General features: G+C 68.1%; 10 protein-coding genes and 2 tRNA genes. 8 read left to right on the top strand and 4 right to left on the bottom strand.

Going from position 1 to position 17,325, the window contains the following annotated elements:
* Positions 1–113 precede the first annotated feature (113 nt).
* The 3 genes from nudC (at position 114) to AC1MFL_RS15235 (ending at position 4,067) form a co-directional block, all read left to right on the top strand.
* Complete coding sequence (gene nudC, locus AC1MFL_RS15225; protein ID WP_479810783.1) at positions 114–1,133, top strand: NAD(+) diphosphatase; 1,020 nt, start codon at positions 114–116, stop codon at positions 1,131–1,133.
* Between the two features lie 199 nt (positions 1,134–1,332).
* A complete protein-coding gene (locus AC1MFL_RS15230; protein WP_479815498.1) occupies positions 1,333–3,423 on the top strand; it encodes an ATP-dependent DNA helicase UvrD2 in 2,091 nt (696 codons plus the stop codon).
* Positions 3,423–4,067 (top strand): M48 metallopeptidase family protein, encoded by a 645-nt coding sequence (locus AC1MFL_RS15235; RefSeq protein ID WP_479810785.1) that lies wholly within the window; start codon positions 3,423–3,425, stop codon positions 4,065–4,067. Before AC1MFL_RS15230 ends, AC1MFL_RS15235 begins: the two co-directional genes overlap by 1 nt.
* A 54-nt stretch (positions 4,068–4,121) precedes the next feature.
* On the opposite strand, the gene AC1MFL_RS15240 is transcribed toward AC1MFL_RS15235, so the two are convergent.
* On the bottom strand, positions 4,122–5,597 hold the full coding sequence (locus AC1MFL_RS15240; protein WP_479810787.1) for a zinc-dependent metalloprotease: 1,476 nt from the start codon (positions 5,595–5,597) through the stop codon (positions 4,122–4,124).
* Between the two features lie 237 nt (positions 5,598–5,834).
* Between AC1MFL_RS15240 and AC1MFL_RS15245 the strand changes: the two genes are divergently transcribed.
* From AC1MFL_RS15245 to AC1MFL_RS15260, 4 genes are all read left to right on the top strand, one after another.
* On the top strand, positions 5,835–6,983 hold the full coding sequence (locus AC1MFL_RS15245) for a YlbL family protein (RefSeq protein ID WP_479810789.1): 1,149 nt from the start codon (positions 5,835–5,837) through the stop codon (positions 6,981–6,983).
* Between the two features lie 171 nt (positions 6,984–7,154).
* Positions 7,155–10,160 (top strand): UPF0182 family membrane protein, encoded by a 3,006-nt coding sequence (locus tag AC1MFL_RS15250; protein ID WP_479810791.1) that lies wholly within the window; start codon positions 7,155–7,157, stop codon positions 10,158–10,160.
* A gap of 191 nt (positions 10,161–10,351) precedes the next feature.
* A tRNA-Met gene (locus tag AC1MFL_RS15255) sits at positions 10,352–10,425 on the top strand.
* Between the two features lie 147 nt (positions 10,426–10,572).
* Positions 10,573–10,646: transfer RNA gene (locus tag AC1MFL_RS15260), tRNA-Met, on the top strand.
* Between the two features lie 154 nt (positions 10,647–10,800).
* Here AC1MFL_RS15260 and AC1MFL_RS15265 read toward each other — a convergent pair.
* From AC1MFL_RS15265 to AC1MFL_RS15275, 3 genes are all read right to left on the bottom strand, one after another.
* The gene (locus tag AC1MFL_RS15265) at positions 10,801–12,240 is read right to left on the bottom strand and encodes a cryptochrome/photolyase family protein (protein WP_479810793.1); all 1,440 of its coding nucleotides are present in this window, start codon (positions 12,238–12,240) and stop codon (positions 10,801–10,803) included.
* A gap of 155 nt (positions 12,241–12,395) precedes the next feature.
* Entirely contained in the window at positions 12,396–13,181 is a 786-nt protein-coding gene (locus AC1MFL_RS15270) for a PspA/IM30 family protein (RefSeq protein WP_479810795.1), read from the bottom strand.
* A 140-nt stretch (positions 13,182–13,321) separates the two neighbouring features.
* A complete protein-coding gene (locus AC1MFL_RS15275) occupies positions 13,322–15,376 on the bottom strand; it encodes a TPM domain-containing protein (protein WP_479810797.1) in 2,055 nt (684 codons plus the stop codon).
* Positions 15,377–15,672: 296 nt separating this feature from the next.
* Between AC1MFL_RS15275 and AC1MFL_RS15280 the strand changes: the two genes are divergently transcribed.
* Positions 15,673–17,259: a S1C family serine protease gene (locus AC1MFL_RS15280; protein WP_479810799.1), complete on the top strand. Its 1,587-nt coding sequence runs from the start codon at positions 15,673–15,675 to the stop codon at positions 17,257–17,259.
* Positions 17,260–17,325: the final 66 nt, after the last annotated feature.

Here is a 17,325-nt window from a genome sequence, read left to right on the forward strand (position 1 = left end):
GGTACATGAGTCTTGCGGAGTCACCGGCATCAAAGAGCCACGCCCAGCAGAGCCAAACATCGACAAGCCAAACACCGACAAGCCAAGCACCGGACAGCCGAGCCCGGCATGGCATGGCAACAGCCCCGCACCCCGGCCTGGCCGCCAGCCTGCTCACCGACACCGTCCTTCCGGTGCGGCCGGCGCTCATTGACCGCGGATCCGCCGCACGGCTGAGGCCCGGAATGCTCGGGGAGCTCATGGCCCCCGGCGGCGCCCGGGCGATGGTGCTGTCCGGCCGGCAGGCCCTCATCAACGGCACCGGCCTGGTACTGCTCGACGCGGCCGAACTGGCCCGGCACCTGCAGGACACCGCCTACGCCCCGGACCAGCTGATCTACCTGGGCACGGCCCTGCCGGGTTCGGACCTGGCCGCCGGCACCCCCCTGATTCTCTTCCTCCTGCCGCAGCAGTTCGAGGTCCGGGCCGAGGAGTTCGAAGCCCACATCGCCGGCATCCCCGAAGCCGCCCGGTGGGCGGGGTTCCGTGATGTCGCCGCCACTCTGAACCCCACCGACACCGCCATCTTCGTCGAGGCCAGCGCCATCGCCAACTGGCACGCCACCCACACCCACTGCCCGCGCTGCGGCACCGCCACCGAGCCGGAGGCAGGCGGCTGGGTGCGCCGCTGCCCCTCGGACGGTTCGGAGCATTACCCGCGCACCGATCCGGCCATCATCGTCACGGTCGTGGGCCCGGACGGCCGTCTGCTGCTCGGCGGCGGCGGCCCGCTCGACGCCCGGAACTACTCCACCCTCGCCGGGTTCGTCGAACCGGGGGAGTCACTGGAACAAGCCGTGGTCCGGGAAATCGGCGAGGAGGTCGGCGTGCGGGTCACCGCCTGCCAGTACCTCGGTTCCCAGTCCTGGCCCTTCCCGGCCTCGCTCATGCTCGGCTTTACGGCCACGACCGCGGACGCTGAAGCCACCCCCGACGGCGTCGAAGTCACCCGGGCGCGCTGGTTCAGCCGGAGTGAGCTGCAGGAGGCGGTGCTCAGCGGCGAAATTGTCATCTCCAGCAGGCTGTCCATCGCCCGGGCCCTCATCGAGCACTGGTACGGCGGCACGATCCAGGACCGCCCGGACAGCGCATGAGGTCTGATTGACAACCCGGCGGCACCGCCGCGGCGCGGGTCCACCAGCGCGGAACATCCACCGGACACCCTCAAACGACTGAGCAGCAATAGTGAACACTGATATTTTCCAGCCCAGCGCTTTCCCGGCCGGCCAGTCCAACGACCCAGAGCCGGAGACTGAACCTCCGGCGCCGGACAACCGTTCCCTCGAGGAGCGGATCCTGGGCGGCCTGGACGCCGAACAGCGCGACGTCGCCAGCACCCTGCAGGGACCCATGTGTGTCCTTGCCGGCGCCGGCACCGGCAAGACCCGCGCCATCACCCACCGGATCGCCTACGGCGTGCACTCCGGCGTGTACAACCCGCAACGGCTGCTGGCTGTCACCTTCACGTCGCGGGCAGCGGCCGAAATGCGCAGCCGGCTCCGCGACCTCGGCGTCGGCAACGTCCAGGCACGCACCTTCCACGCAGCTGCGCTGCGCCAGCTTCAGTTCTTCTGGCCCCAGGCCGTCGGCGGAGTCCTGCCCAACCTGCTGGACCACAAGGCGCAGATGATTGCCGAAGCGGCCCGGCGGCTGCGGCTCAGCACGGACCGGGCCTCGATCCGCGATCTGGCCTCCGAAATCGAGTGGGCCAAGGTGTCCATGCTGACCCCGGCCAACTACCTGGAAAAAGCCCAGGGCCGCGGCGCCCCGGGCGGCTTCGACCTGACCACCGTCGCCCGGGTTTTCCAGTCCTACGAGGACGTCAAGACGGACCGGAACGTCATCGACTTCGAGGACGTACTGCTGATCACTGTGGGCATTCTCCAGGAGGACCCGAAGGTTGCCGCCACGGTCCGTGAGCAGTACCGTCACTTCGTCGTCGACGAGTACCAGGACGTTTCACCGCTGCAGCAGCGGCTGCTGGAACTGTGGCTCGGCGGGCGGGACGAGCTCTGCGTCGTCGGCGACGCCAGCCAGACCATTTACTCATTCACCGGTGCCTCGCCGAAGCACCTCCTCGGCTTCAAGGCCCAGTACCCCGGGGCCACCGTGGTCAAGCTGATCCGCGACTACCGCTCCACCCCGCAGGTGGTGAAACTGGCCAACGAACTGCTGGGCGGCCGGCGCAGCGGCGGGCCTGCCGCGGACGCCGCCTGGGCCACGCCCCTGCAACTCGTGGCGCAACGCCCGTCCGGTCCGGTCCCGCAGTTCACCGAATGCTCCGATGATGAGGCCGAGGCCGCAACAGTGGCGGTCAAGGTCCGCGGGCTCCTCGATGCCGGCACTCCGGCCAGCCAGGTCGCCGTGCTGTTCCGCACCAATGGCCAGTCCGAGGCCTACGAGCAGGCCCTGGCCTCCGCGGGGATCGGCTACCAGCTGCGCGGCGGGGAACGGTTCTTTGCCCGCAAGGAAGTCCGCGACGCCATCCTGCAGCTTCGGGCGGCCACCCGCGCCGTCGCAGAAACCGCCAGCCCCGAACCGCTGGGCCAGCTGGTCCGCGACATCGTTGCCTCGCTGGGCTACACGGAAGCCGCCCCGCATAGCGGCGGCGCGCTCCGGGAACGCTGGGAATCGCTCGCGGCGCTCGTCGCGCTGGCCGACGAACTCGTGATCAGCCGGGGCGGACAGTTCACCCTCTCGGACTTCGTCAACGAACTCCAGGAACGCTCCCTGGCCCAGCACGCCCCGACCGTCCAGGGCGTCACCCTCGCGTCGCTGCACGCGGCCAAGGGTCTCGAATGGGACGCCGTCTTCCTCGTCGGGCTCAGCGAAGGGCTCATGCCGATTTCGTTCGCCGACAGCCCCGAATCCGTCGACGAGGAACGCCGGCTGCTGTACGTGGGGATCACCCGGGCCAGGGAACACCTGTTCCTGTCCTGGTCCACCGCACGCACCCCGGGCGGGCGCGCCAACCGGAAACCCTCGCGTTTCCTCGACGGGCTGCGCCCCGACTCCGTGGTCAGCTCCTCGGTCCGCGGCAAGGGGGCGGCGCCGCGCCGCAAGGCCGCCGTGCCGGCCACCTGCCGGGTATGCGGGACCATGCTCTCCTCCGGTGCCGAACGGAAGGTGGGCCGCTGCAACCAGTGCCCGCCCAGCTACGAGGAGCAGACCTTCGACGCGCTCCGGCAGTGGCGCAAGGACATAGCGCTTGAAGCCGACGTTCCCGCCTTTGTGGTCTTCACGGACGCCACCCTGACCGCCATTGCCGAAGCCCGGCCCGACTCCCTCGAACAGCTCGCCACACTCCCCGGGGTGGGCCCGTCCAAACTGGAGAAGTACGGCGAAGCAGTGCTGGCTGTGCTGGTCGAAAGCACCACGCTCTGATGGCCGGCAGCAGCCCCCCGCGGCCAAGCACGCCGGCAGCCACGCCGCTGACCACTGCCGACGGCGCCCCGGTGGAAGTGCGGCGCTCCGCCCGCCGCCGCCGGACCGTCGCGGCCTTCTGGGAAAACGGCACCGCCGTGGTCGCCATCCCTGCCTCCTTCAGCCGCGCCCAGGAGCGGGAGTGGGTGCACCGGATGCTGGAGAAGCTGCGGCGCCAGGGGGAGCGGGGGAGCCGCGGTGCCGGAGGGCGCCGCCCGCGCAGCGACTCCGCCCTGGCTGCGCACGCCGCCGAGCTCTCCGCTAAGTACTTCGGCGGCCGGGCGGTGCCGTCGTCGGTCCGCTGGGTGGGCAACCAGAATTCCCGCTGGGGGTCCGCGACGCCGTCGGACGGGACCATCCGGCTCTCGGACAAGCTTCAGCCCATGCCGCAGTGGGTCATCGATTATGTGCTGCTGCACGAACTGGCGCACCTGCTCGTGGCCGGACATAACGCAGCGTTCTGGCGTCTGCTCGAGGCCTATCCTGACACGGCCCGGGCGAAGGCCTTCCTCGAGGGCGTCTCCTTCGCCACCTCCCGCGGCATCACGCCCGAGGGCACCGTCGACGACATGGCCGACGTCGACACAGCCGGGTTCTCCGACTAATAACGCCGGCCCCGGCCGGAACCGCAGTTCCGGCCGGGGCCGCTGGTTCCTCCGCTAGGGCTTCGGGCGTTCGCCTTCGTCGGGAGCGTCGCCGTCAGGTGCTCTCTTTTCTTCGGTACCGCCGGATTGTTCGGTTCCGCCGGATCCGCCCGTGCCCTCCACGGTGTCCTGACCTTCCCCGGGCTCGTCGAATCCACCGCTCAGCAGCTTCTGCAGGGCGTCGTCAACCTCGGAGTCGCTGGCTTCGGCCAGCTTGCGGCGTTCGCTGAAGCCTTTCGGATCCTCGAGATCTTCGGCGGTGGGCAGCAGATCGGGGTGCTGCCAGATCGCGTCGCGGCCGTCGGTGCCGCGTTCGTCCTTGAGCGAGGCCCACAATGCGGCGGCCTCCCGGAGCCGGCGCGGCCGCAGTTCCAGTCCCACCAGTGAGGAGAAAGCGTGTTCGGCCGGGCCTCCGGTGGCGCGGCGGCGCCGCACCGTCTCGCGCAGCGCCGCGGCCGAGGGCAGCAGCTTCTCGGTGGCGGCCCAGCTCAGTTCATCGACCCAGCCCTCCACGAGCGCGAGGGCGGTTTCCAGCTTCTCCAGCGCCTGCTCCTGGGCGGGGGTGCGCTGGGGCATGAATACCCCCTGCGACAGGGCCTCCTGGATGCCCTCCGGGTTGCTGGGATCCAGCTCGCGGGCGAGCTCCTCGATCTTTGAGGTGTCGATGTGAATGCCGCGGGCGTACGCCTCGATCGCGCCCAGGAGGTGCCCGCGCAACCAGGGAACCTGGACGAACAGCCTGGCGTGGGCTGCTTCGCGGACAGCCAGGAACAGGCGGATGTCGTTTTCCGGCAGGCTGAGGCCCTCGCCGAACTTCGCCACGTTGGAGGGCAGGAGGGCCATTTCGAGGTCGGCGAGCGGGACGCCGATGTCCGTGGAACTGACCACCTCGGCGGACAGGGCGCCGATGGCCTGGCCCAGCTGCATGCCGAAGATCGCTCCGCCCATGTTCTGCAGCATCGAGGACGCGCCGCCCATCATGGTCTTCATTTCCTCCGGCATCTGCTCGGTCATGGCGGCAGAGAGCGCATTGGCGATGCTGTTGGCCACGGGCTCCGTGAGGCGTTTCCAGGTGCCGAGGGTTTCTTCAACCCATTCCGCCCGGGACCAGGCCCGGCCAATCAGCCCGGTGGCCGGCAGTCCGGTGACCTGGTCAAGCCACAGTTCGGCCAGACGCAGCGCCTCGTCGACCTCGCGCGACTGCTGGGCCGTGACGGACGGGTCGGAGCCGCTCGCGGCCACCCGCCGGGCGTTCTCATGCGCCAGCTGCCAGTTGACGGGGCCCTCCGAGGAAGAGCTCATCATGGCCTGGACCTGGGAGAACATCTGGGCGAGGAGATTCGGGTCGTCCGGAAGTCCTGCGGCCTTCGCCAGTTCGGCAGGGTCGATGTTCCCCATGCCCTGGCCGCCCATCAGGTTCTTCAGCATTTCAGCCAGTGGGTCCTGGGGTTCCTCGTCGCCATTGGATGGATTAACTGGGTTGGAGGTCATGGTCCCGCCGATCGTCGGTGTGGCTGCTTCTCACGTTCACGGTACCGCGCGGCCAGCGGGCTGTCTGCTGAAACCCCGCGACGTTCGCTGTAGGCAAAGAGCCCAGCCGGCAGCTGAGCGCGTAGTGTTAGAAACTGGAATATTGGCAGGCGGCAGCCGCGGCGGAGGCTGCGGACGCGGTGCGCTGATCAGGGGGTCCGCAGGGTCCCCCGGGCGCCGGCACGGAGAGGTCCTTCATTGACTATTACGCAGGGCGAACAGCCCGCCAGCGAGCCGGCGGCCAGCCAGTTCCGGGGCCGGGGGTCCTTCCTCGCCGGGCCGCGTTCCGGGCGCAAGCGGGACAACCGGTCTTCAGCCATGCTGGTGTCGGGAGTTCTCGCGCTGGCGCTTGGGATCACCGCCCTGAGCCTGCCCGTCCCGTACGTCGTGGAATCACCGGGTCCGACCTTCAACACCGTGGGCACGGACAACGGCAAGCCGGTCATCAGCGTCACCGGCCACGAGACCTTTCCGGCGAAGGGCAGCCTGGACCTCACCACGGTCTACGTCGACGGCGGCCCCAACGGGCCGGTGACGGTCGTCGAGGCACTCTCGGCCTGGCTCAACGGCGCCAAGGCCGTCTACCCGGAGGAACTGATCTTCCCCACCGGGGTGACGAAGGAACAGTCCCAGCAGGAAAGCGCCGTCGCGATGACCACCTCGCAGGAGAACGCCGTCGCTGCCGCCCTCAAGGAACTGGGCATCCCGTTCGAGCAGAAGATGCAGCTCGCCGGCATCCCGGAGGGCTCCGCCTCCGCCGGCAAGCTCCAGGAAAACGATGTGCTGGTCTCCGTGAACGGCAAGCCGGCGACCGCCCTGAGTGTCGTCCAGGCCGAACTCGCGGCAGGCAACGGCGCCACGGTGGACGTCGTTGTCGACCGTGGAGGCAGCAACGTGGCCGCAAGCATCACCCCGTCCAAGACCTCGGCCGGGCGGTTCATCCTCGGGGTCATGCTGCAGTACAAATTCAAGTTCCCCTTCGACGTCAAGATCTCCCTCGACAAGGTCGGCGGGCCCAGCGCCGGGATGATGTTTGCGCTGGGCATCATGGACACTCTCACCCCCGGGGACCTGACCGGCGGCAAACACGTCGCGGGAACCGGAACCATCACCCCCGACGGCGCCGTTGGCCCGATTGGCGGCATCGGCCAGAAGATGCAGGGTGCCCGGGCCGGCGGGGCCACACTGTTCCTTGCCCCGGCAGCGAACTGCGACGACGTCGTCGGCCATGTCCCGGACGGTTTGCAGGTGGTTCGGGTCGAGAATCTGGCCGATGCACGGAAAGCTGTCGAACTTGCCGCGTCAGGGGCCGACACATCCGGGCTCCCGGTTTGCTCCAGCAACTAGACTGGCCGCGGAACTAAGATTCACCGCCACTCGTGGCACCTATGACGGCCTTGCCGCCCAGCCGGGGCGGGGCCGACGGACGCTTCAAGGCAGCAACGCAGTTGCGGCGACGAAGCGCCGCAACTGATAACTAAAAACCAGTAACTGTCGACCAGCTATGAGGTACCGAGTTTGTCCCGTCCAGCCAGCACAGTCCCGCCCGGAAGACCCCAGCAACGACGAGGCGCCCTGACGCCGACGTTGATTGTTGTGGCCTTGATCGTGGTCGGCTTCATCTTCTTTGCCAATGTCTGGACGGACGTCCTGTGGTACCAGCAGTTGGGCTTCTTCGAAGTCTTCCTGACCGAGAACCTGGCACGCATCGTCATCTTCCTGGTGGGCTTCGCGTTGATGTTTTCCGCCGTCTTCTTCGCCATCCGGATCGCGTACCAGGCACGCCCCGTGTACGCGCCGGATTCGGACGTCCGGGACAACCTCAACCGCTACCAGGTCCAGCTTGAACCGATCCGCCGGGTCGTCATGATCGGCTTGCCGGTCCTCTTCGGCCTGTTCGCCGGCAGCGCCGCGGCCAGCCAGTGGCAGAAGGTGCTCCTGTTCCTGCACCAGGAACCTTTTGGCCAGAACGACCCCCAGTTCGGACTCGACATCAGCTTCTACCTGATGACCCTGCCGTTCCTGGGCTTCGTCACCGGATTCCTGATCAGCGTCACCATCGTCGCCGGCGTCGCCGGCATCCTGACGCATTACCTCTACGGCAGCGTCCGGATCATGGAACGCGGCATCTTCACCAGCCGTGCGGCGCAGATCCATATCGCCGTCACGGGTGCAGCGTTCCTGCTGCTGCTGGGCATCAACTTCTGGCTGGACCGCTACAGCTCCGTGCAGAACAGCGGCGGCCGCTGGGCCGGTGCACTGTACACGGACGTCAACGCCGTCATCCCCACGAAATCCATCCTGGCCGTGGCTGCGGCCCTCGTCGCGGTGCTGTTCGTCGTCGCCGCCGTGATCGGCAAATGGCGGCTGCCCGTCATCGGCACCGCCATGCTCGTCATCACCTCCATCCTCGCCGGCGGCGTCTACCCCTGGGTGATCCAGCAGTTCCAGGTCCGGCCCTCGGAGCAGACGCTCGAGAAGCCGTTCATCGAACGCAACATCAACCTGACCCGCTCTGCGTACGGCCTGGACAAGATCCAGGAAACCCGTTACAACGCCACCACCAACGCCACCACGGGCGCCTTGGCCCCCGACGCGCAGACCACCGCCAACATCCGGCTGCTGGACCCCAACCTGATCTCGGACGCGTTCTCCCAGCTTGAGCAGTACCGGCCGTACTACCAGTTCCCCAAGGCGCTGAACGTGGACCGCTACGAGATCGACGGCAAGATCCAGGACACCGTCATTGCGGTCCGTGAACTCAATCCCGACGGGCTGAGCGCCAACCAGCAGTCCTGGCTGAACCGCCACGTGGTGTACACCCACGGTTACGGTGTCGTTGCCGCCAAGGGCAACAAGTTCACCGTCGACGGCAAGCCTGATTTCCTGCAGTCCGGAATCCCGTCCACCGGCGTGCTCGGCAATGACTCGACCTACCAGCCGCGGGTCTATTTCGGCGAGAACTCGGCCGACTACTCGATCGTCGGAGCCCCCGACGGCGCCCCGCACCGCGAGCAGGATAGGCCCGCCGGCAAGGAAGGCGACGGCGAAACGCAGTACACCTTCACCGGCGACGGCGGCCCGAACGTCGGCAGCTTCTTCAACAAGGTGCTCTACGCCATCAAGTTCCAGTCCTCGGACCTGCTGCTCTCTGACGGCGTGAACGCAGACTCCCAGATCCTCTACGACCGCGACCCCCGGGAGCGCGTCCAGAAGGTTGCCCCGTACCTCACCGTGGACGGCAACGCCTACCCCGCAGTCGTCGACGGCCGCGTGAAGTGGATCGTGGACGGCTACACCACCAGCCAGTACTACCCGTACTCCCAGCAGGAGCAGCTCTCCGCGGCCACCACCGACTCGCAGACCACCGCGGGCCGGGCCGCCTCCCTGCCGAACACCTCCGTCAACTACATCCGCAACTCGGTCAAGGCCACCGTGGATGCCTACGACGGAAAAGTGACGCTCTACGCCTGGGACGACCAGGACCCGGTCCTGAAGGCGTGGCAGAACATCTTCCCGACCTCGCTGAAGCCGTTCTCGGAAATGTCCGGGGCCCTGATGAGCCACGTCCGCTACCCCGAGGACCTGTTCAAGGTCCAGCGCGAACTCCTGGGCCGCTACCACGTCACCCAGGCGGACAACTTCTACACCAACAATGACGCCTGGAGCGTCCCGAACGACCCGACCGTCCAGGACGAGGTCAAGCAGCCCCCGTACTACATGTCACTGAAGATGCCGGACCAGGACAAACCGGCCTTCCAGCTGACGTCCTCCTTCATCCCGCAGGTGGTCAACGGCAACGCCCGCAACGTGCTCTACGGCTATCTGGCGGCGGACTCGGACGCGGGCAACCAGAAGGGTGTGAAGGCGGACAGCTACGGCCAGCTCAGGCTCCTGCAGATCCCGCCGGAGACCAACATCCCCGGCCCCGGCCAGGCGCAGAACAAGTTCAACTCCGACCCCACCGTGTCCCAGGCGCTGAACCTGCTGCGCCAGGGCGCATCGGCGGTGCTGAACGGCAACCTGCTGACGCTGCCCGTGGGCGGCGGCATGGCGTATGTCCAGCCCGTCTACCTGCGCTCCACGGGTGAAACCTCCTACCCCACGCTGCAACGTGTGCTGGTGGCCTTCGGCGACAAAATCGGTTTCGCGCCGACCCTCGATGAGGCCCTGAACCAGCTCTTCGGCGGCGCATCGGGTGCCAGTGCCGGCGACTCGGCCAATAACGGGCAGACGCCCGCCACGCCGCCCGGCACCACTGCTCCGGGAAGCACCGACGCCAAAGCAGAGCTGAAGGCCGCATTGGAGGACGCGACCGCCGCCATCAAGGCCGGCCAGGACGCCCTGGCGAAGGGCGACTTCGCAGCCTACGGCGAGCAGCAGAAGAAGCTCTCCGCGGCCCTGCAGCGGGCCATCGACGCGGAGGCCAAGATCGCGGCGGCGCCGGTTCCGGCCCCCGCGGCCACCCCGGCCCCGGAGGCCACCACACCGGCCGCCACCCCGGCCCCGACGCCGAGCAGCTAACGCCCGGCAAGCGGTGCACCGCCAACTGGTGCACTACTCGAAGGCCGGGTTCCCGCTCCACCGGAGCGGGAACCCGGCCTTTTTCGGCAGCAGCCGGCGCGGGCCCCATCAGGTGCACAGGGCCGGGAGACGCACATCACGCCACCTCGATTTGGCCTCCAGTTCACCGGCAGGTAGAGTTGATATTGCGACGCGGGGTGGAGCAGTTCGGTAGCTCGCTGGGCTCATAACCCAGAGGTCACAGGTTCAAATCCTGTCCCCGCAACTGAAGGGAAGGTCCGGAGCACTGGAAACAGTGTTCCGGACCTTTTGCTTTAAGCCACCCGAACTTTGTCCCGCTGCGGTGGTCCCGGACCGCCTGGCGGCCGGTGGTCAGGGCGGCGCCAAAAGTAGGGTATTGTTGATCAAGCGACGCGGGGTGGAGCAGTTCGGTAGCTCGCTGGGCTCATAACCCAGAGGTCACAGGTTCAAATCCTGTCCCCGCAACTGAAGAAGAAGAGAAAGGCCCGGATCTTGTTGATCCGGGCCTTTCTTGTTGCCCCGGTCCGGGGGTTCCCCTCCTGGGGCCCGCAGGGGTTAGCCCCCGCCGGGGCCCTCAGGGGTTAGCCCCCGCCGGGCCCGGGGAGGGGCTGAGCCGGCCCTAGCCGTCCTTGAGCCGCTGGTAGGTCTCCAGCGCCCTCGCACGGGACTCCGGCAGCCCGACGACCGGTTCCGGGTAGCCCGCCGCGGGGCCGCCGGCCTTCCACGGTTCGTGGATGGCCTTGTCGTCCAGCCCGGACAGCTCCGGAAGATACTCGCGCAGGTAGCGGGCGCCTGCGTCGAACTTCTTGCTCTGGGTGACCGGGTTGAAGATCCTGAAGTACGGCGAGGCGTCGGCGCCGGATCCGGCCACCCACTGCCAGTTCGCCGGGTTGCTCGCGGCGTCGGCGTCCACCAGCGTGTCCCAGAACCATGCCTCGCCGAGCCTCCAGTCGGCCAGCAGGTTCTTGACCAGGAAGCTCGCCGCGGCCATCCGGACACGGTTGTGCATCCAGCCGGTCCGCCAGAGCTGGCGCATTCCGGCATCGACAAGGGGATAGCCGGTGCGGCCCTGCTGCCAGGCCGTGAGCTCGGCGTCGGAGGGCGTCTGCCAGGCGAAGCGGTCAAACTCGGGCCGGTAGTTCCGGGTGGCCAGCTCCGGGTTCTCGTAGAGCAGCTGCCAGCAGAACTCCCGCCAGCCGAGTTCGGCGCGGAAGATCCCGACATCGGCCGGGGCTGCCTGCGGAAAGCGTTCCCGCAGTGCGTGCCAGATCCGGAAGGGGCTGATTTCGCCGAACCGCAGATGGGCGGAGAGCCGGCTGGTTCCCTCGACCCCCGGGACGTTCCGGCCGGTGCCGTACTCTGCTGCCGGGCCGTCCAGGAAGTCCTCGAGACGTTCCCGGGCGCCGGCCTCACCGGGCTGCCAGGTGTCGGCGAGGCCGGCGCTCCAGTCCGGCCTGCGGGGGAGCAGCCTCCAGCCCTCGAGCGGGTCGCCGGCCGGAAGGACTCCCGCCGCGTCGGTGGCCGGGGCTGGGAGGCGCTCGGGGGCGTCCAGGGGGAGCCGGGGCTCAGGAGCCTCCAGGCAGGCCCGCCAGAAGGGCGTGAAGACTTTGTAGGGACCGCCGGCTCCGGTCCGCACCGTCCACGGCTCAAACATCAGGTTCGCCTGGAAGCTTGCGGCCTTGCGGCCCTGGTTTGCGGCCCAGGCTTTGAGCCCGGCGTCCACCTCGCGTTCGGGGCCGCCGTAGCGGCGGTTCCAGAGCAGCGTTGAGGCGCCGGTTTCCCCGGCGAGGTCCTGAATGATCTCAGCGGCCGGGCCGCGGCGCAGCAGCAGGCGTGATCCCGTGGCCTCAAGTCCTGCGGCGAGATCCGCCAGCGAATGGTGCAGCCACCATTTGGCGGCGCCCCCGAGGGGCCGCACGCCGGGGGAGGACTCGTCGAGGACATAGACGACGGTCAGCGGCTGGCCCAGCGACGCCGCTTCGCTCAGGGCCGGGTTGTCGTCCAGCCGGAGGTCGTCGCGGAGCCAGACAAGGGTCGAAGACAGGGTTCCCGAAGACATGGATCAACGGTACACGCGGAGCTGCGGGCAAGCCCCACGTCAGTCCCCCCGCAGGGCACAACAGAGGCCGGGCCCCGCAGACCGTCGGAGGACGGTCCGGGCCCGGCCTCGGCCGATCCGGTGCGAGAACGTCCGGCGGAACCCGCCAGACGCGGTTAAAGCTTGTCGAAGTCCGCTTCGTCGACGGTGGAACCGGCAGGGCGGCTGTCGCCGGCGCCAATGGCGGCGGGGGAGCCGCCGGACTTCAGCGCGGCGAGCCGGGCCTCGATCTCGGTCTGCTCGCCGAGGTCCTCAAGGGAGTTGAACTGTGCGTCCAGGCTGGACGCGGCGAGTTCCTGCTGGCCGCGGACCTTGGCTTCTTCGCGGCGGATCTTCTCTTCGAAGCGGCCCACCTCGGACGTGGGATCCATGAAGTCGATGCTCTTCATGGCATCGTGCACCTGGGTCTGGGCCGCGGCCGTCTTGGAGCGGGCGACGAGTTCGTTGCGCTTGCTGGTGAGCTCGTTGAGCTTGCCCTTCATCTGCTCCAGGCCGTGCTTGAGCTTGTCCACGACCTCGGACTGGGATGCGATGCTCGGCTCGGCGGACTTTGCCTCGTTCTCCGCGGACATCTGGCGCTGCAGGGCCACCTTGGCGAGGTTGTCGAATTTCTCGGCGTCGGCGACGTCGCCCTGGGCCCGGTACTCGTCAGCCTTGCGGGACGCGGCGAGGGCCTTCTTGCCCCAGTCCTGGGCGTTCTTGATGTCCTCGTTGTAGTCGTCCTGGAGCATCCGCAGGTTGCCGATGGTCTGGGCCACGGCGGACTCGGCCTCGGCGATGTTGTTGGTGTAGTCCCGGACCATCTGGTCCAGCATCTTCTGCGGGTCCTCAGCCTGGTCCAGCAGGGAATTGATGTTGGCCTTCGCCAGCTGCGCCATGCGGCCGAAAATGGACTGCTTCATGGTGTTACCTTTCGTCCTGCTCAGTGGTTCCCACTGAATTTCGGTGAACAGTGAAATGTACCGCTTCTATCCGCCGGCCGGAGCGTTCCCGCCGGCGCCTAGTCTGTGTGGGGCCGGCCGCAGCCAGGCTCCCGGGCCGGCTAGAAACTGCCCGAGTCGCCGCCGCCGAAGTCGCCGCCGCCGAAGTCCCCTCCGCCGCCGCCGCCAAAGTCTCCGCCGCCCCAGCCACCGCCGGAGTCACCCCCGCCGCCCCAGCCGCCGCCTCCGCCGCCGCCGTGCAGGATGGAGTTGATCAGGATGCCGCCCAGGATGGCGCCGCCCAGGCCGCCACCGCCGCCGCCGCCGAACATTCCGCCTCGGCCGTAGCCCTGGTTGGAGTACCCGCCGAAGTGGTCGACGTCGGACTGGGCCAGTTGTGCGGCCTGTGCCGCCAGCGAGTGCGCCTGCTGGGCGTACTGCAGGGCGGTCACGGGATCCGTGCGCGAGATGGACAGTGCATAGTCCAGGTTGCGCTGGGCCTCGGCCAGGCGCGTCCGCGCTTCGGTGCCCACGCCGCCGCGGCGGGCGGTGATGTAGTCCGAGGTTGCGCTGATCTGCGCCTGCGCGGACATGATGGTCTGCTGCAGCGAGGCCTGCGCCCGGCGGGCCTGCTCCTGCTGGTCGCGGATTCCGGAGAGGGACGCATCCAGTGACTGGTGTGCCGTCTCGACCCGCTCGAGGGTGGAGACCGGGTCGATCTTGCCGCCTTGGATTTCGGCCTTGACCTGCGCCAGTGCGGCTTCCACCGCGGCGACCGGTCCGGCAAGTTCGGGATGTGTCCCGGCCTGGAGCAGGGCCCTGGCCTGGGCGAGGTCCTGGGAGGTGTCAACGACGGCGGACTCAAGCCCGCTGCGCGCCTCATCGAGGGTTGCGGCCACCTTGGTGATGGCGCCGATCAGCACGTTCGTCTGGTGCAGGCTCTCTTCCGCCGCCCGGACGGCGACGGCGGCGAGGCTGCTTTCGCCGGCGCTGAGCTTCTCCTGGGCCGTGACGGAGGCGTTCTGCACGAAGGCGAGCCGCTCCTTGGCCTGGTTGATGTTGTCGCCGACCTGCACGAGGGCACTTTCGGCATACTTGGCGCGCAGCTCGGAGAGCGACTGCTCGGCGCTGGCGATTTTTGCTTCCGCCTCGGCAGCGCCGGCGCTGACCGCGGCCAGCGCCTGGGGGGCGTTCTTCTCCAGCTCGCGCAGTGAATCGAAATCGGCCTTCTGCTCCTGGAGCGAGGCAAGCGCGGCTTCGGAGCGTCGGATGATCTCGCCGAGCCAGGTCCGCTGCTGCTCTTCGGTGTCGGGGATGTGGTCGTCGAGCTGCTGCTGCAGTTTGAAGGACTCGGACATGTGGCCCTTGGCGTCCTGCAACGCCTTCGTGAAGTTCCCGACGGCGGCGTCGCCGTATTGTGCCTGCGCGAAGCCAAGCTCCTGCTCGCTGGACTTGATGGCGTCGTCCGCCTCGATCAGCAGCGAACCGCTCTTGCGGCGCAGTTCCTCGACGGTGAGCCCGGCGAGCGGATCCAGTTCGGCGCCCTGCGGTCCGCTGCCGGTACCGGCGCCTGCTGCGGCTTTCTTCCGGCGGTTCCGGAGATAAAGATAGGCGCCTGCACCGCCTGCCGCGACGACGCCCACGCCGACGAGCACGGCGTTGCCTGCGGTACCTCCCGAGGATACCGCGCCGCTGCCACCGCCGGCCGCGTCCCCGACCGCGGTGGCGGTGTCGATGGCCGCCTGGGCAAAGTCCCGCTTGCCGCCGCCCAGATTGGGCACAATGGCGTTCTGGGTGATGTTGCTTGTCTTGGGGTAGATGGCGCTGGCGGAGCTGGGCGAGAAATAGTACTTGCCGTCATCGGACATCGTGAGGATGACATCGGCTTTGCCCATGCCCTTGGTCTTGGCTACGGCCTGGGCCCAGGCTTTAGGATCCGCAGGGTTCTCGAAGGTCTTTGCCGTAACCACATAGAGGTTGTACTTGTGATCCTTGAGGAGCTTCTGGATAGCGTCCTGGACCTCTCCCTTGCGGTTTCCGAGCACGTTACCGCTGTCCACGATGTTCTGGCCGGACGGTATGGTCACCGGATCTTCGGCGAGGGCCGGAGCGGCGGGAAGCGCCAGCAGCCCGGCGACGCCAAGAACGGCGAGGAGACGTTTATACGTAGACCGCATGTGCAACCCTTCAGCACTTCTGCGACCAGTTCGGGCCGAACCGGTCGTCACAGAATGCAGCAGCGCCCCCACGCAGATGTAAAGCCGCAGGTCGCTGTGGCAATTCCATTTGATTCTATGGTGCACCCAAGTGACCGTCCACAGAGGGGAATATGCCACCAGCGAAAAGCGCTGAACCGGTGACGGCACCGCCGGAAGCAGCACTTTCCGGCGTTCAGCAACCTCCCAGCAAACGTCCGCTCTAGTATCAGTGAGAGCGTCCATAGTTAATGCAGACGAGGATGAAAGGAAGTCTTATGACTGAGAACCCAGCGCAGGGCGCGTCACCAGAGAACCGGGAGCCGGCCACGCCGAACGAGGGCACTTCAGGACACCCGCAGGCTGCCCCCGCGCCGGACTCAGCGCACGAGAATCCCACCCTCCGGCTGGACCCGGCCGCGGACGATGCCCCGCAGCCGGTCTATCCCGCGCGTCAGCCGTCCTACGGCCGTCCCCCGGCAGCGCAGACGCAGCAGTTCGGGGCCCCGCAGCAGTACGCCCAGCAGGCGTCCGGCCAGCACCCCCAGGCACCCGGCCAGTACCCCCAGGCGCCATACAGCCAGCCGCAGCACGGCGGCTATGGCGGCAATCCGCCCGGCTCGCCGTATGCAGCCAACCCGGCCCACGCCCCCAAGCGGAAGGCTGCCTTTGGTGTCCCCACCCTGGTGGCGAGCATCCTTGCCGCCGGACTGGTCGGCGGCGGCGTGGTTGCGGGCACCACCCAGCTGCTGGGCGGCCGGGCGCTCACGTCCGCGGGATCCAGCAGCAGCAGCAGCCAGGCCGGCCCTGTCATCGTGAACAACAGGGATGACGTGAATGCCATCACCGCGGCGGCGGTGAAGGCCACCCCCAGCGTCGTGACCATCAAGGCTACGAGCGGCGGTGAGGGCGGCACCGGCTCCGGCATCATCCTGGACGGTGAAGGACATGTCCTCACCAACACCCACGTCGTCACCCTCGACGGGACCGCGGCGAACGCCGCGATCGAAGTCCGACTGAGTGACGGCAAGGTCTACAGTGCCAAGATCGTCGGCACGGATCCGCTCTCCGACCTCGCGGTGGTGCAGATCCAAAATGCCACCGGACTGGTCCCGGCAGTCCTGGGCGACTCCGGCAAGCTGAACGTCGGCGATACCGCCGTCGCGATCGGTTCGCCCCTGGGCCTCACGGGAACCGTGACCGACGGCATCGTGTCGACCCTGAACCGCACCATCAGTGTTGCCTCCTCGGCAGCTCCCAAGCAGAGCGAGGACAACCCGCAGGGCGGCGGCCAGGGCTTCCAGTTCGCACCGCCGGACGGCGGGCAGGGCCAGAGCCCCACCAACCAGGGAAGCATCTCGATCAACGTGATCCAGACCGATGCCGCCATCAACCCGGGCAACTCCGGCGGCGCACTGGTCAACACCAAGGGCGAGATCATTGGCGTGAACGTCGCGATCGCCTCCGCCGGCGGTGACTCCGCGGGCAGCGGCAATATCGGCGTTGGCTTCAGCATCCCCATCAACAACGCCAAGCGCGTCGCCCAGGAGATCATCAGCAACGGCAAGGCCACGCACGGCCAGTTCGGCGTGAGCGTCAAGCAGAAGAGCGCGACTTCCTCGGCGTCCGGCTTCTCCGTCGGTGCAGAGGTCGCCACGGTGGAGGCAGGCTCCGCCGCCGACAAGGCCGGCATCAAGGTCGGCGACGTCGTGACGAAGTTCCAGGATCTCGCCATCAGTGATCCGAACCAGCTGACGGCCGCGGTGCGCGAGCAGCCCGCCGGTGCCTCGGTCAAGGTCACCGTCCTCCGCAACGGCAAGGAACAGCAGCTGGACGTGACGCTCGGCGCGGCCGCCGAGCAGTAGCAGCAGCCCGCAAGCGACGCCACGGGAAGGCCGGGCAGCACCCTCAGGTGCCGTCCGGCCTTCCCC

The organism is Arthrobacter sp. BG3 (genome assembly GCF_056680185.1).